We start from the raw sequence: 14,152 nt of genomic DNA, 5'->3' as shown, positions 1-14,152 counted from the left end.
ACCAACTTTCGATCAAAAAACCGCGATGCTATGGTCTGAACCGAGCGCTTGCTTGGTTGGGGTTTGAGCACGCTTAGCGTAACGCATAGAACGATTTTCCGGCGCTGTACTGGCGAAGGTAAAGACAGGTTCGTTGCATCACCTGCCTCGCAGGGTCGCCAGGTTCACCGTCGTAAAAAATGCCCGCCTCAGGCGGCAAAAAAACTTCGCATCAAAAGCGGGGAGACAAATGGTGGATCAGTCCGACAGGCCTGCGTTGCTGGAGGCCGAGGGGGTGACGCTGGCGTTCGGCGGGGTGAAGGCGCTCACCAATGTGGGCTTTCGCGTCGCGCCCGGTTCCATCACCACGGTTATCGGCCCGAACGGCGCCGGCAAGACCTCGCTGTTCAACACGATCTCGGGTTTCTACAAGCCAGCCGCCGGGCGCATCCGCTTCGAGGGCCGCGACATCACGCGCGTGCATGCGCCGGAACGCGCCAAGCTTGGCCTGGCGCGCAGCTTCCAGAACATTGCGCTGTTCCGCGGCATGACGGTGCTGGACAACATCAAGCTGGGCCGCCACGCGCATCTGCGCACCAACGTGCTGGATGCGCTGTTCTACCTGGGCCGCGCGCGCCGCGAGGAGATGGCGCTGCGGGCGGACATCGAAGAACGCATCATCGACTTTCTTGAGATCGACCATATCCGCCACGCGCCGGTCGCGGCGTTGTCTTACGGGCTGCAAAAGCGGGTGGAACTGGCGCGGGCGCTGGCAATGCAGCCCAAGGTGCTGATGCTGGACGAGCCCGTGGCCGGCATGAACCGCGAAGAGACGGACGACATGGCGCGCTTCATCCTGGACGCGCGCTCCGAGTGGGGCGTGACGGTGCTGATGGTGGAGCACGACATGGGCATGGTGATGGACCTGTCGGACCACGTCGTGGTGCTGAATTTCGGGCAGGTGATCGCCCACGGCACGCCGGCGCAGGTGCAGGCCAACCCCGAGGTCGTCAAGGCATATCTTGGCGCGGGCGACGTGGGCGATCTGCGCCGACGGCTGCGGGAGGCGGCCTGATGGACTGGCTGTTCCTGCTGGAGGTGTCGCTGGCCGGGCTGGGCAGCGGCGGCCTGTATGCCCTGGCCGCGCTGGCCTTTGTGATCGTGTACAAGGCGACCCGGGTGGTCAACATCGCCATCGGCGAGTTCCTGATGCTGGGCGCGTACGTGTTCTACGCGTTCGCGACAGGCATGCAATGGCCCATCTGGCTGGCCATTGTGGGCGCGGTCGTCGTGTCCGGTGCGCTGGGCGCGGTCGTCGAGCGCCTGACCATCCGGCCAATGCTGGGCGAGTCGCCGATCTCCGTCTTCATGATCACCGTGGGCCTGGCGTCGATTCTGGTGGGCGCGGTCGAACTCATCTGGACGGCAGACCAGCGGCGCCTGCCGGAATTCATGCCGCGCGCGCCCGTCATGGTGGGCGAAGCGTTCGTGGCCCCCAAGGTGTTTTATGGCTTCTGGGTGGCGGTGGTGCTGGCGCTGCTGGTGCTGGTGGTGTTCCGTTACTGGCGCGGCGGGGTGGCTCTGCGCGCGACCGCGTCGGATCAGGGCGCGGCCTATGCCATGGGGATCAACGTGCCGCGCGTGTTTTCGCTGGCGTGGGTGGCGGCGGGCGCCATCGCCGCGGTGTCCGGCGTGATCGTGGGTGCGATCGGCGGCATCTCGTCGTCGATGGGCGTGTTCGGGCTGTCGGTGCTGGTGGTGGTGATCGTGGGCGGCCTGGACAGCGTTGCAGGCGCGCTGGTCGGCGGCATCTTCATCGGCTTGCTGGAAGCGTGGGCCGGCGCCTATCTGGGGGGCGAGTACAAGCTGCTGGCCACGTTTGTCGTGCTGGTGGTCGTGCTGATGGCAAGGCCCTATGGCCTGTTCGGCACCCGTGAAATCGAGAGGCTTTGAACCATGCGCATCGCGACCGCCAAGCAGACCTACCTGGCCGACGAGGCGCTTTTCGACACGCGCACGCAGCACGTGTGGCTGGCGCTGCTGGCGGCCTCGCTGGTGCTGTTTCCCTTCATGGCGAACGCCTATTGGCTCTACCTGGCGTGTCTGGTCGCGATCAACATCGCCAGCGCGACGGGGCTGAACATCCTGACTGGCTACACCGGGCTGGTCAGCTTGGGCCAGGCGGCGTTCATGGGCCTGGGCGCATACACCGTGGCGGTGATGGAACTGCACTTGGGCACGCCGGTTCTCGTCAACCTGCTGGCCGGCGGCATCGTCGCCATGCTGGGCGGGCTGCTGGTCGGCATTCCGTCGTTGCGGGTGAAGGGACTGTACCTGGCGATCTCGACGATCGCCGCGTCCTTCATCGCGCACTTCATCTTTGCAAACTGGCAGTTCACGGGCGGCACAAGCGGACTGCAGGTGCCGCCGGCACGTGTGCTGGGCATGGACCTGGACACCTCGTTCAAGATCTATTGGCTGATCGTGCCGGTGACGGTGCTGATGGTGCTGGGCGCGGCCAATCTGTTCCGCACCCGCATCGGCCGGGCATTCATCGCGATCCGCGACCGCGACATTTCCGCCGAGGTGCTGGGCATCCGGCTCTTGCGCTACAAGCTGCTGTCATTCGGCCTTTCCTCGTTCTACGCGGGCGTGGCGGGCGGCCTGTGGGCTTACTTTTTCCGAGTCGTCACGCCCGAGAGCTTTCCGCTCATCATGTCGATCTTCTTTCTGGCGGCGATCATCGTGGGGGGCATGGGCTCGATTCTGGGATCCATCCTGGGCGCCATCTTCATGACGATGGTGCCCGAGTTCCTGAAGCTGGTCGTCGGCTGGCTGCCGGTGGGCGGTGATGCTCTGCGCCTGATATCGCCGGTGCGCACCATTGTTTTCGGCCTGCTGATCGTGGGCTTCCTGATCTTCGAGCCGCACGGGCTCGCGGAAATCTGGCGGCGCGTGCGCCGATTCTTTCACCTCTGGCCTTTTCGCACGTAGCGCGATGCGTGCGGCGTGACGGCGGCCACCTATAAGACCCAGGAGACAAACCATGAAGCGCATCCGGATAGGCAGCGGTTTATCGAGATTGTTGGCCCCGTTGGGCCTGGCGGCGGCATTGGCGGCGGCGCCCGCCGCGCAGGCGGCCGAAGACCTGGTGCTGGGCGGCTCGATTCCGCTGAGCGGCGTATTCGCCTTTGCCGGGCAGGGCATCCACGCCGGGATCACGGACTACGTGAAGATCATCAACGACCAGGGCGGCATCAAGGGCCGCAAGCTGCGCTACGTGCCGGAGGACACCGCGTACAAGGTGGACGCGTCGGTGGCGGCGTTCAAGAAGATCACCAGCCAGAACAAGGTGAACTTCTATTACGGCGATTCGACCGGCTTTTCCAAGACCATCAATGCCGAGCTGAACCGTACGGGCGACATCCTGATGACGGGCGCGTCCTTTGCGACCGAGCTGAACGACCCGGCCAAGTATCCCGCCCAGTTCATGCTGGGGCCGGACTACACCGAGATGTTCGGCATCCTGCTGCGCTACATCGCCAAGGAGCAGCCGGGCGCCAAGGTGGCGTTCGTGTATTCGGACACGGAGTTCGGGCGCGATCCGATCGCCAGTTCGCGCGCGGTGGCCGAGAAGCTGGGCCTGAAGGTGGCGACCGAGATCATGACGCCGCCGGGCAGCGTGGACGTGTCGACCGAGGTCATCAAGCTGCGCCGTGCGGATCCGGACTTCACCATCTTCCATGGCTACGTGCTGGCGCCGATTCCCGAGTTCGTGGGGCAGGGCAAGCGCATGGGGCTGAAGACGCGCTACATGGGCACGTTCTGGACGATGGACAACTCGACCGTGATGCAGATGGGCGAGGATGCCGAGGGCTTCATGGGCGTGATGCCGTACCGCTATTACTACGACCAGGCGGCCGACGCGCCGATGCTGAAGAAAATCCGTGAAATGCGGCCGCAGTATCAGAGCACGGGATACATGCAGGGCTTTCTGGCCGCCATGCTGTTCTCTGAGGTGGCCAAGCGCACGCTGGACGCCGGCAAGGAGCTGACCGCCGCCAACATGAAGGCCTCGCTGGACGGCATCAAGGACTTCGATACGGGCGGGCTGATCGGCGTGCCGATCTCCATTAAGGGCAACTCGATCCCCGTGGGCCGGATCTATCGCGCGGACGTGAAGCAGAAGCAGATGGTGCCGGCGTCCGATTGGATCGTGCTCAAGTGAGGCAGCCGTGAATCCGGGACATGACGCGCGGGGACCTGACGTGCGAGCGGGCACGAACGCCGCGGCGCCGCCCAAGGCGGTGCTCGACATCAACAACATCGAGGTCGTCTACAACAAGGCGGTGCAGGTGCTGCGCGGCTTGTCCCTGTCGGTACCGGCCGGCAGTATCGTGGCGCTCTTGGGAAGCAACGGCGCCGGCAAGTCCACCACGCTCAAGGCCGTCTCGGGTCTGCTGGATCTGGAGGACGGCGAGCTGGTGCGCGGCCAGATCGTATTCGGTGGCGGCGACACGGCGGGCATCAAGCCGCAGAACCTGGTGCGGTCCGGTCTGGCGCACGTGATGGAAGGGCGGCGCGTGTTCGAGGACCTGACCGTGGAAGAGAACCTGGTGGCGGCGACGTATGCGCTGACAGGGCGGCCGGCTGCGCGCGCGGACTTCGATCTGGTCTACGGCTATTTCCCGCGGCTTTTCGAACGGCGGCGCGGGCTGGCCGGTTATCTGTCCGGCGGCGAGCAGCAGATGCTGGCGATCGGCCGCGCGCTGATCGCCCAGCCCACGTTGATGCTGCTGGACGAGCCGTCGCTAGGCCTGTCGCCGATGCTGGTCGAAAGCATTTTTTCGATCATTGCGCGCATCAATATCGAACAGGGGGTGTCGATGTTGCTGGTGGAGCAGAACGCGTCCGTGGCGCTGGCGGTGGCGCATTACGGCTACATCATGGAGACCGGCAAGGTGGTGATCGACGGGTCTGCCGACAAGCTGGCGGCCGACCCCGACGTGCGCGAGTTCTATCTGGGCATCGGCGGCTCGGGCGAGGCTCGGGGCTTTCGCGATATCAAGCACTACAAGCGCCGCAAGCGCTGGCTGTCATGACGAACGCGCATACCGATCCCGGCGGCTGGCCGCTGCTGACGCTGCCGCAGATGCTGCGCGAGCAGGCGCGACGGCAGCCATCCGCCGTTGCGATCCGGCAAAAGGACTTTGGGATCTGGAAGCCCCTGACGTGGGATCAATACTGGCAGCGCGCCTGCCGGGTCGGCCTGGGACTGCGCGCGCTGGGGCTGAGCGTGGGCGGCCGGGTCGCCATCGTGTCGGACAACCGGGTGGAGTGGCTGTTGACGCAGATGGGCGCTTGCGCGGCCGGCGGCGTGGCGGTAGGGGTCTATTCCACCAGTCCGGCCGAGGAAATGGGCTACGTGCTGGCGCATGCGGACGTCGAACTGGTTGTGTGTGAAGACCAGGAACAGACCGACAAGGTGCTGCAGGTGGCGGACAGGCTGGCGCGCTTGCGCCGCATCGTGGTGATCGAGACGAAAGGCCTGCGTTCGTATGCGGCCGCGGACCGCGCGCGCATTGTGACATTTGCGGAGGTCGAGGCCGATGGCGGCCAGCGCGAAGCCGTGGAACTGGCCGCGCTGAATGCCATGCTGGACGGCCAGTGCCTGGACGACACCGGACTGATGATCTACACGTCCGGGTCGACCGGCAAGCCCAAGGGCGCGATGCTGAGCTACCGCAACATGCGCGGCGTGGCGCCCGGGATTGCCGATCGCGTGTCGATGGATGCGTCCAGCGTGCACCTGTCGTACCTGCCGCTGTGCCACGTTGCCGAGCAGATGCTGTCCACGTTCGTGCCGATCTACCTGGGTTCGCAGGTGAATTTTGGCGAGTCGCTGCGCACCGTGCAGGAAGACCTGCGCGAAGTCGCGCCGACGATCTTCCTGGGCGTGCCCCGCATCTGGGAAAAGCTGCATGCCGCGATCTCCATCAAGATGCAGGAGGCCGGCCCGGTGCAGCGTTGGCTGTACGGCCGCGCGCTGGTGCAATGCGCGCCGTTCCTGGAAAAATCGCCCGCGCAGTACCGGCTGGGCGAACGCCTGACGCACTGGCTGTGGTACTGGCTGGTGTTGCGCGCGCTGCAGAACTTCATCGGGCTGCGGCGCGTGCGGGTGGCAATGACGGGCGCCGCTCCCATACCGCCAGACGTCGTGCGCTACTTTCGCACGCTGGGCGTGCCGCTGGTCGAGGTATACGGCCTGACGGAGTCGACGGGGATGATCTTTGGCCAGCATCCCGACCGCGTGAAGGTGGGCACGGTGGGCGAGCCGATCCTTGGCGTGGAATGGAAAATCGGCGATGCCGGCGAGCTGCTCGTGCGCGGCGACATGGTGTTCCAGGGCTACTACAAGAACCCGGAGGCGACGGCCGAGGCGACGCGCGACGGCTGGCTGCACACGGGCGATGTCGTGGCGCAGGACGGGGCACGCGTGCGCATCGTGGACCGGCTCAAGGACATCATGATCACGGCGGGCGGCAAGAACCTGACGCCGTCGGAAATCGAGAACGCGGTCAAGGGCAGCCCGTACGTCAAGGAATGCATCGTCATCGCGGACGGCAGGAAGTACGTGTCCGCGCTGATCCAGCTGGAGTTCGACACGGTGGGCAAATGGGCCGAATCGCGGCGCATCGCATTCACGCATTTCCGGTCTCTGGCCGAATGCCCGCAGGTGCGCGAACTGGTGCAGCAAGAGGTCGCGCGGGCCAATGCCGGGCTGGCGCCGGTGTCGCAGATCAAGCGCTTTCATCTGCTGACCAAGGAACTGGACCACGACGACGGCGAAGTGACGGCGACGATGAAGGTGCGGCGCGCCAGCATCTACCGCGCTTACGCCAACGAAATCGAAACGCTCTACGTTGAGGAGACGACGGCATGAACCAAGCCGTGATCCTGGAAGCCGTGCGCACGCCGTTCGGGCGGCGCGGTGGATGGTGGGCGCAGACGCGGCCGGACGCGCTGCTGGCCGAGACTGTGCAGGGCCTGCTGACGCGCGCGGGACTGCCGGGCGGCAAGGTCGAGGATCTGATTGCCGGCTGCGTCAGCCAGGCGGGCGAGCAGGGCGCCAACATCGGCAGGCTGGCCGCGATGCTAGCCGGGCTGCCGGAGAGCGTGCCCGGCGTGGCGCTCAACCGGATGTGCGGGTCCAGCCAGCAGGCCGTGCATTTCGGCGCACAGGCCATCGCCGCGGGCGACATGCGGTACGTGGTCGCGGGCGGTGTCGAGAGCATGAGCCGCGTGCCCATGTTCCTGGACGTCACGCTTGGCCAGACGGAATTCCGCGGCTTTGAATCGCTGAACCCGGCGCTGCTGGCGCGATATCCGCTGATCCATCAGATCGAAAGCGCGGAACGTATCGCCAGCCATTGGGGACTGTCGCAGGCCGAGATGGATCAGTGGGCGCGGGAGAGCCACGCGCGTGCCTGGGCGGCTGCCAGCGCCGGACTGCATGCGGAGCTGCTGCCCGGCACGCCGGCGCTGCGCGACGAGGGTATCCGCGAGACCACGGACTCGGCCCGCATGGCGGCCATGGCGCCGGCGTTGCGGCAGCCGGGTCAGGGCGGCGTCACCGCCGCCAATGCGAGCCAGCTCGCCGACGGCGCGGCGGCGGTGCTGCTGGCCGACAAGGATACGGCCCTGGCCGACGGCTTGCGGCCCCGGGCGCGATTCCTGGCGCGGGTGGTGCTGGGGTCGGATCCGGTGATGCAACTGACGGGCGTGATCCCGGCGGCGCGGCAGGCGCTGTCCCGCGCGGGCCTGGCGCTGGAGGACATCGACTGGATCGAGATCAACGAGGCCTTTGCAAGTGTGGTGCTGGCGTGGCAGCGCGAACTGGGCGCCGACCTGGCGCGCGTGAATCCGTGGGGCGGCGCGATCGCGCATGGCCATCCGCTGGGCGCCACGGGCGCGGGTTTGATGGCCAAGATGCTGGCGGGGCTGGAGGCCACCGAAGGAGAATTGGGCATGCAGCTCATGTGCATCGGCCACGGCATGGCGACTGCGACCATCATCCAGAGGGTTTGACACGCCATGGACAAGACCGGGACCGCCGCGCCGCGGGACGATGGCGCGGAGACCGAGCGGCGCCGGGAACTGGTCCTGGCGGCCGGAAGGCTCTTCAGCAAGCGGGGTTACGAACGCACTACGGTCCGCGAGCTAGCCAAGGCCGTGGGGCTGCAGTCGGGCAGCCTTTTCCATCACTTTCGCAGCAAGGAGGAAATCCTGGTCGCCGTCATGAATAACGGCATCCAGGAAGTGATCGACCTGGGCGGCAAGGCGCTGGCCAGCTATGTCGAGCCGGAGGACCGCCTGGCGGCGCTGTTCCGCGTGCACATGTGGAGCATGCTGCACGGCGCGGGCGGGGATGCAATGAACGCACTGGTGTACGAATGGCGCAGCCTGTCTGCGCCCAGCCAGGCCGCGGTGAAGGTCCTGAGCGACCGCTACGAGGCGATGTGGCAGTCGGTGGTGGCGGGGGCGGTGGAAGCGGGGTTGCTGCGCGGCGATGCGCGCGTCATCAAGCGATGCGTGCTGGGCGCGATGAACCTGACGGTGCAGTGGTACAAGCCGGGCGGGCGTCTGGCGCCCGCCGCGTTCATCGACGCGATGCTGCAGGCGTCATTGCCGGCGCTGCCGGCGAACGCGGGCAGGTGGCCGGTGGACCCTAACCCCGCCGCTTGAGGAACGCACCCACGGCGCAGGCAACGGACAGTGCGAGCAGCGCGGCCGCGACGGGCAGCAGGAAATCGGCTTCGCCGTGATACCCGCCACCGGTGACACCGCCGGCCACGCCGCCCATCCAGAGCAGGGCAGTCAGGATGGCGGCGATCAGCGAAATGGCGGTGGCCACGCACAGCACGATGAATACCGGCCGGCGCGCGGGGACGGTCCGGTAGGGAGCGCCCGGCTGGATGCGGCGGGGTTGCTTGATCCAGTAGACCAGCCCCGCCACGACCAGCAACAGCATCAGGATCTTGAAGATCATGACGCGCGCCGACGATCAGTCTTCACGGCGCAGATGCGGGAAGAGGATGACGTCTCGGATGCTCGGGCTGTCGGTCAGCAGCATGACCAGACGGTCGATGCCGATGCCGCAGCCGCCTGTCGGGGGCATGCCGTATTCCAGGGCGCGGATGTAGTCCGCGTCGTAGAACATGGCTTCTTCGTCGCCGGCGTCCTTGGCTTCGACTTGCGAGCGGAAGCGTTCGGCCTGGTCTTCGGGGTCGTTCAGTTCCGAGAAGCCGTTGGCGATTTCGCGGCCGGTCATGAAGAGCTCGAAGCGCTCGGTGATGCCTTCGCGCGAATCGGAGGCGCGTGCCAGCGGCGAGACTTCGACCGGGTAGTCGATGATGTAGGTGGGGTTCCAGAGCTTGGCTTCGGCGGTCTCTTCGAACAGCGCCAGTTGCAGCGCGCCCAGGCCGGCGCGCGAGAGCACGGGGCCGTCGGCGTCGGCGCCAAGCTTCTTCAGTTCGGCGCGCACGAAGGCCGGGTCATCCAGCTGGGCCTGCGTGTAGCCGTCGGCGTACTTGAGGATGGCTTCGCAGATGGTCAGGCGATCGAAGGGCTTGGACAGGTCCAGCTCGCGTTCCTGGTAGGTCAGGACGGCACTGCCGCAGGCCGAGATGGCAGCCTGGCGGATCAGCTCTTCAGTGAAGTCCATGAGCCAGCGGTAGTCCGCGAAGGCTGCGTAGAACTCCATCATCGTGAATTCGGGATTGTGACGCGGGCTGACGCCTTCGTTGCGGAAATTGCGGTTGACTTCGAACACGCGTTCGAAGCCGCCCACGATCAGGCGCTTGAGATAGAGCTCGGGTGCGATACGCAGGAACATTTCCATGTCCAGCGCGTTGTGGTGCGTGACAAACGGCTTGGCCGCCGCGCCGCCCGGGATCGGGTGCAGCATGGGCGTTTCGACTTCAAGGAAGCCCGCGTTCAGCATGAACTGGCGGATGCTGCCCACGGCCTTGCTGCGCGCTTCGAACGTGCGGCGCGTGGCGTCGGTCATGATGAGGTCGACATAGCGCTGGCGGTAGCGCAGTTCCTGGTCGGCGACGCCGTGGAACTTGTCGGGCAGCGGGCGCAGCGACTTGGACAAGAGGCGCGCCGAGGCGGCGTGCACCGAGAGTTCGCCCTTGTTGGTCTTGAAGACCGACCCTTCGATCGCGATGATGTCGCCGATGTCCCATTGCTTGAATGCGGCGTAGACGTCTTCGCCGAGCGTGCCGCGGTCCAGGTAGATCTGGATGCGGCCGGTGCTGTCCTGCAGCGTGGCGAAGCTGGCCTTGCCCATGACGCGCTTGAGCATCATGCGGCCGGCGACCTTGACGGTGACGGCGGCGGCGGCCAGGGCTTCCTGCTCCTCGCCGTCGTACTTGTCATGCAGGGCCGCGGCGCGGGCGTCCGGGACGAAATCGTTGGGGTACGCGACCCCGGTTTCGCGCAGTTTGGCCAGCTTGGCGCGCCGTTCGGCGATCAAGCGGTTTTCATCCTGGGCGGGAGCCGGAGTGGTCGAGTGGTCGGTCATGGTCGGGGGATCAGTCGTAATTGCGGATGTCGTCGATTTCGGTCGTGCCGAAATCTTCGCGATCCAGGTAGGCGAGGATGCGGGAGGCTACGTTGGCGGGCGAGGACAGCTTGCCGGTGGCATGGAAGTCCTGGAACTTGGCCAGCGCGGGGAAGCTGTCGACGGAGCTGGCGCGGATGGCGGCCTGCATGTCGGTGTCGACGATGCCGGGGGCCAGCGCGACGATGCGCGCGCCGTCGGCGCCTTGTTCCTGCTTGACGACGCGGGCGTGCATGTCGAGCGCGGCCTTGGTCGCGCAGTACACGCCCCAGCCGGCGTTCGGGTTGCGGCCCGCGCCGGAGGAGATGTTCAGCACGCGCCGGTCGGCCTTGATGTCGGCCACGGCGGCGAGGAACCGTGCCGTGAGCAGCATGACGGCGGTGACGTTCAGGTTGAAGGCGGCGGTGATGGCAGCGCCGTCGGTGAGTTCGTCGGTGCGAGCCACGGGATGCACGGTGCCCGCGTTGTTGATCAGCAGATAGCGCTTGGCGTCGCGCGGGAGCGCGGCGCAGATGCGTTCGGCCGCGGATTCGGCCGCTTTCAGGTCCGAGAGGTCCACGGACAGTTGATCCAGCTGCACATCCTGCGAGCGCGCGTGGGCGGTGAGCTCGGGGTCTTCGCGGCGCGCCAGGGTGATGAGGCGGGTGCCGGGTTTGACCAGGCCGCGCGCCATGGCGGCGCCGATGCCGCGCGAAGCGCCGGTGAGAATTGCAATGGTGTCGGACATTCGTGGACCTCTGGGTGCGTGAAAGCGGGAAGAATCGCGGAACTTAGACGTTTTGCTTCAGGCTGGCCTGGATGAAGGGATCCAGGTCGCCGTCCAGCACCTTCTGCGTGTTGGAGATTTCGACGTTCGTGCGCAGGTCCTTGATGCGGCTTTGGTCCAGCACGTACGAACGGATCTGGTGGCCCCAACCCACGTCGGTCTTGGAGTCTTCCAGCTTCTGCTGCTCGGCCATGCGGTTGCGCATTTCGAGTTCGTAGAGCTTGGACTTCAGCATCTGCATGGCTTCGGCGCGGTTGCGGTGCTGCGAACGGTCGTTCTGGCACTGCACGACGATGCCGGTGGGGATGTGCGTCAGACGCACGGCCGAGTCGGTCTTGTTGATGTGCTGGCCGCCCGCGCCCGAGGCGCGGTAGGTGTCGACGCGCAGGTCGGCGGGGTTCACTTCGACCTCGAAGGAATCGTCGACTTCCGGATACACGAAGACGCTGGCGAACGACGTGTGGCGGCCGCCCGACGAGTCGAAGGGGCTCTTGCGGACCAGGCGGTGCACGCCGGTTTCGGTGCGGAGGTAGCCGAAGGCGTAGTCGCCTTCGATCTTGATCGTGGCCGATTTGATGCCCGCGACTTCGCCGTCGGATTCTTCAAGGATCTCGGCCTTGAATCCCTTGCGTTCGGCGTACTTGAGGTACTGGCGCAGCAGCATCGACGCCCAGTCCTGCGCTTCCGTGCCGCCCGCGCCTGCCTGGATGTCCAGGAAGCAGTTCAGGGGATCGGCCGGATTGGAGAACATGCGGCGGAATTCCAGGGCTTCGAGCTTTTCCTGGAATTCGTTGGCATCCAGTTCGATCGCTTCGAGGGTGTCGCCGTCATCGTCGGCGGCGGCCATTTCGAAGAGTTCCTGGGAATCGGCCACGCCGGCGCCCAGGCTCGTGAGCGTTTCCACCACGACCTCGAGCGATTTCTTTTCACGGCCCAGATCCTGGGCGTGCTTGGGGTCGTTCCAGACGGCCGGGTCTTCGAGTTCGGCGTTTACGACGTGGAGGCGTTCAGCTTTGGCATCGTAGTCAAAGATACCTCCGTAGAGCCTGTTCGCGCTCCGCGTAGTCGGCGAGGCGGGCTGCGAGCTGGTTCTGACGTTCGGCTTCCATGATTGATCCTGTCTGATGACTTTTGTGCGAAACCTGGCATTTTACCGTGGATGGACCGACTGCGCGGGCGCGCGGCGGCAGACGGGGGCCGGGTCCGATTTCCAGCGTTTGGTGGCACGCAATTGGAGTTGTTCAGTTTTTTGTCAACCCGGCCGCTCTAGGCTTGCCGGGTGGCCGTCGTGTCCCCGTTTGGGGAGGATGGACCGCGCTGACGCCGGCCCCGTGCCGGCCTATCCCGCCAGAGGAATGGAGACAGAGATGGAAAACACGATGCCCCCCGGGGTCTCGCCGGCGCTTGACGCCAGTGAAGAGGACCGGATCTACCGCAAGGTGGGCTGGCGGCTGGTGCCGCTGCTGGTGGTCTGCTATGTCGTGGCGTACCTGGACCGCGTCAACGTGGGGTTCGCCAAGCTGCAGATGCTGCAGGAGCTGCAGTTCAGCGAGACGGTGTACGGGCTGGGCGCCGGTATTTTCTTCATCGGCTACTTCATCTTCGAGATTCCCAGCAACATCATCCTGCACAAGGTGGGAGCGCGGATCTGGATTGCGCGGATCATGATCACGTGGGGCATCATCTCGGCCTGCATGATGTTCGTGACCAGCGTGCACATGTTCTATTTCCTGCGCTTTCTGCTCGGCGCGGCGGAGGCTGGGTTCTTTCCCGGCATCATCCTGTATCTGACCTATTGGTATCCGGCGGCCCGGCGCGGGCGCATCACGACGTTCTTCATGACCGCCGTGCCCATGTCCGGCCTGATCGGCGGCCCGATCTCGGGATGGATCATGGCGACCTTCCACGGCGACCACGGCCTGTCGGGCTGGCAATGGCTGTTCCTTCTGGAGGGAATTCCGTCGGTGGTGATTGGCGTGCTGGTGCTGATCTATCTGGATGACCGCATCAACAAAGCGAAGTGGCTGACGGCCAACGAAAAGGCCGTGCTGATCCGCAATATCGCGGCCGAGGAGCAGCAGAAGGAGGATCCGCCGATCCGCGCCGCGCTGACCAAGCCGCGCGTGTGGGCGATGGCGCTGATCTATTTCTCGTTCGTGATGGGCCTGTACGGGGTGGGGTTCTGGATGCCGAGCCTCATCAAGAACACCGGGGTGCAAAGTCCGCTGGCGATCGGGCTGTTGACGGCGGTGCCGAATCTGTTTGCCGTGATCGGCATGATTCTGATCTCGCGCAATTCCGACCGGCAGCGCGAGCGCCGCTGGCACGTGGCCTTGCCGGCGCTGTTCGGCGCGGTGGGGCTATTCCTGTCGGCGCTGTGGAGCGGCAATACGGTGTTGGCGATTTTGGCGCTGACGGTGGCCAACATCGGCATCTGCACGGTGCTGCCGCTGTTCTGGAGTCTGCCGACGGCGCTCTTGGGTGGCACGGCGGCCGCCGCGGGTATTGCGCTGATCAATTCGGTGGGGAACCTGGCGGGCTTCGTCAGCCCGTATCTGGTGGGCTGGCTGAAGGATCTGACCGGCACCACGAATACGGGGCTGTACATGCTGGCCGGCTGCCTGGTGGTGGGCGCGCTGGTGGCGCTGGCGCAGCCGGCGAAGCTGGTGAACAAGTAACGCTGCTGGGTGGCGGTGTCCCATAAGGTGTCTGACACCCTGGGCAGAGGCGCGTCGGCTTGAGCCGGCGTCTCAGAGGGTGTCAGATACCTTTTTGAAGTA

General features: G+C 65.7%; 13 protein-coding genes. 9 read left to right on the top strand and 4 right to left on the bottom strand.

The window, feature by feature from the left end; all coding sequences use genetic code 11:
* The first annotated feature begins 229 nt into the window (after window positions 1–229).
* From ASD71_RS09280 to ASD71_RS09245, 8 genes are all read left to right on the top strand, one after another.
* Window positions 230–1,054, top strand: coding sequence for an ABC transporter ATP-binding protein (locus ASD71_RS09280; RefSeq protein ID WP_056562385.1), 825 nt, complete (start codon window positions 230–232; stop codon window positions 1,052–1,054).
* Window positions 1,054–1,932 (top strand): branched-chain amino acid ABC transporter permease, encoded by an 879-nt coding sequence (locus tag ASD71_RS09275; protein ID WP_056562382.1) that lies wholly within the window; start codon window positions 1,054–1,056, stop codon window positions 1,930–1,932. The genes ASD71_RS09280 and ASD71_RS09275 overlap by 1 nt, the downstream gene beginning before the upstream one ends.
* 3 nt (window positions 1,933–1,935) lie before the next feature.
* Window positions 1,936–2,973: a branched-chain amino acid ABC transporter permease gene (locus ASD71_RS09270; RefSeq protein WP_056562379.1), complete on the top strand. Its 1,038-nt coding sequence runs from the start codon at window positions 1,936–1,938 to the stop codon at window positions 2,971–2,973.
* Between the two features lie 52 nt (window positions 2,974–3,025).
* Window positions 3,026–4,207 (top strand): ABC transporter substrate-binding protein, encoded by a 1,182-nt coding sequence (locus ASD71_RS09265; RefSeq protein ID WP_056562375.1) that lies wholly within the window; start codon window positions 3,026–3,028, stop codon window positions 4,205–4,207.
* A 79-nt stretch (window positions 4,208–4,286) separates the two neighbouring features.
* A complete protein-coding gene (locus ASD71_RS09260; protein ID WP_056566675.1) occupies window positions 4,287–5,081 on the top strand; it encodes an ABC transporter ATP-binding protein in 795 nt (264 codons plus the stop codon).
* A complete protein-coding gene (locus ASD71_RS09255; protein WP_056562372.1) occupies window positions 5,078–6,922 on the top strand; it encodes a long-chain fatty acid--CoA ligase in 1,845 nt (614 codons plus the stop codon). The genes ASD71_RS09260 and ASD71_RS09255 overlap by 4 nt, the downstream gene beginning before the upstream one ends.
* A complete protein-coding gene (locus ASD71_RS09250; protein WP_056562369.1) occupies window positions 6,919–8,067 on the top strand; it encodes a thiolase family protein in 1,149 nt (382 codons plus the stop codon). Before ASD71_RS09255 ends, ASD71_RS09250 begins: the two co-directional genes overlap by 4 nt.
* A gap of 6 nt (window positions 8,068–8,073) precedes the next feature.
* A complete protein-coding gene (locus ASD71_RS09245; protein WP_056562365.1) occupies window positions 8,074–8,724 on the top strand; it encodes a TetR/AcrR family transcriptional regulator in 651 nt (216 codons plus the stop codon).
* Here ASD71_RS09245 and ASD71_RS09240 read toward each other — a convergent pair.
* The 4 genes from ASD71_RS09240 to prfB form a co-directional block, all read right to left on the bottom strand.
* Complete coding sequence (locus tag ASD71_RS09240) at window positions 8,708–9,028, bottom strand: hypothetical protein (RefSeq protein WP_056562363.1); 321 nt, start codon at window positions 9,026–9,028, stop codon at window positions 8,708–8,710. The genes ASD71_RS09245 and ASD71_RS09240 overlap by 17 nt on opposite strands.
* A gap of 15 nt (window positions 9,029–9,043) precedes the next feature.
* Entirely contained in the window at window positions 9,044–10,567 is a 1,524-nt protein-coding gene (gene lysS / locus ASD71_RS09235; protein ID WP_056562361.1) for a lysine--tRNA ligase, read from the bottom strand.
* A gap of 10 nt (window positions 10,568–10,577) precedes the next feature.
* Window positions 10,578–11,333 carry an SDR family oxidoreductase gene (locus ASD71_RS09230; protein WP_056562358.1) on the bottom strand — a complete coding sequence of 252 codons (756 nt, stop codon included), beginning with the start codon at window positions 11,331–11,333 and terminating at the stop codon, window positions 10,578–10,580.
* A 43-nt stretch (window positions 11,334–11,376) separates the two neighbouring features.
* A protein-coding gene (gene prfB, locus ASD71_RS09225; protein ID WP_156395105.1) for a peptide chain release factor 2 occupies window positions 11,377–12,481 on the bottom strand; the annotation gives its coding sequence in 2 pieces (ribosomal slippage) (window positions 11,377–12,399 and window positions 12,401–12,481; 1,104 coding nt in all).
* 258 nt (window positions 12,482–12,739) lie between these two features.
* Between prfB and ASD71_RS09220 the strand changes: the two genes are divergently transcribed.
* Window positions 12,740–14,050, top strand: coding sequence for an MFS transporter (locus ASD71_RS09220; RefSeq protein WP_056562351.1), 1,311 nt, complete (start codon window positions 12,740–12,742; stop codon window positions 14,048–14,050).
* The last annotated feature ends 102 nt before the right edge of the window (window positions 14,051–14,152 follow it).

Source organism: Achromobacter sp. Root565, assembly GCF_001427425.1.
GTDB classification, from domain to species: Bacteria; Pseudomonadota; Gammaproteobacteria; order Burkholderiales; family Burkholderiaceae_B; genus Achromobacter; species Achromobacter spanius_D.
Note: the sequence above shows the minus strand (reverse complement) of the source record. Positions and strands in the feature narration are given on the sequence as shown.

Bases quoted from the DNA above. Each gene is read 5' to 3' on its own strand.
- ASD71_RS09265 (WP_056562375.1), top strand. From the start codon at position 3,026: ATGAAGCGCATCCGGATAGGCAGCGGTTTATCGAGATTGTTGGCCCCG.
- lysS (WP_056562361.1), bottom strand. From the start codon at position 10,567: ATGACCGACCACTCGACCACTCCGGCTCCCGCCCAGGATGAAAACCGC.
- ASD71_RS09220 (WP_056562351.1), top strand. From the start codon at position 12,740: ATGGAAAACACGATGCCCCCCGGGGTCTCGCCGGCGCTTGACGCCAGT.
- ASD71_RS09275 (WP_056562382.1), top strand. From the start codon at position 1,054: ATGGACTGGCTGTTCCTGCTGGAGGTGTCGCTGGCCGGGCTGGGCAGC.
- ASD71_RS09230 (WP_056562358.1), bottom strand. From the start codon at position 11,333: ATGTCCGACACCATTGCAATTCTCACCGGCGCTTCGCGCGGCATCGGC.
- ASD71_RS09250 (WP_056562369.1), top strand. From the start codon at position 6,919: ATGAACCAAGCCGTGATCCTGGAAGCCGTGCGCACGCCGTTCGGGCGG.
- ASD71_RS09240 (WP_056562363.1), bottom strand. From the start codon at position 9,028: ATGATCTTCAAGATCCTGATGCTGTTGCTGGTCGTGGCGGGGCTGGTC.
- ASD71_RS09270 (WP_056562379.1), top strand. From the start codon at position 1,936: ATGCGCATCGCGACCGCCAAGCAGACCTACCTGGCCGACGAGGCGCTT.
- ASD71_RS09245 (WP_056562365.1), top strand. From the start codon at position 8,074: ATGGACAAGACCGGGACCGCCGCGCCGCGGGACGATGGCGCGGAGACC.
- ASD71_RS09255 (WP_056562372.1), top strand. From the start codon at position 5,078: ATGACGAACGCGCATACCGATCCCGGCGGCTGGCCGCTGCTGACGCTG.
- ASD71_RS09280 (WP_056562385.1), top strand. From the start codon at position 230: ATGGTGGATCAGTCCGACAGGCCTGCGTTGCTGGAGGCCGAGGGGGTG.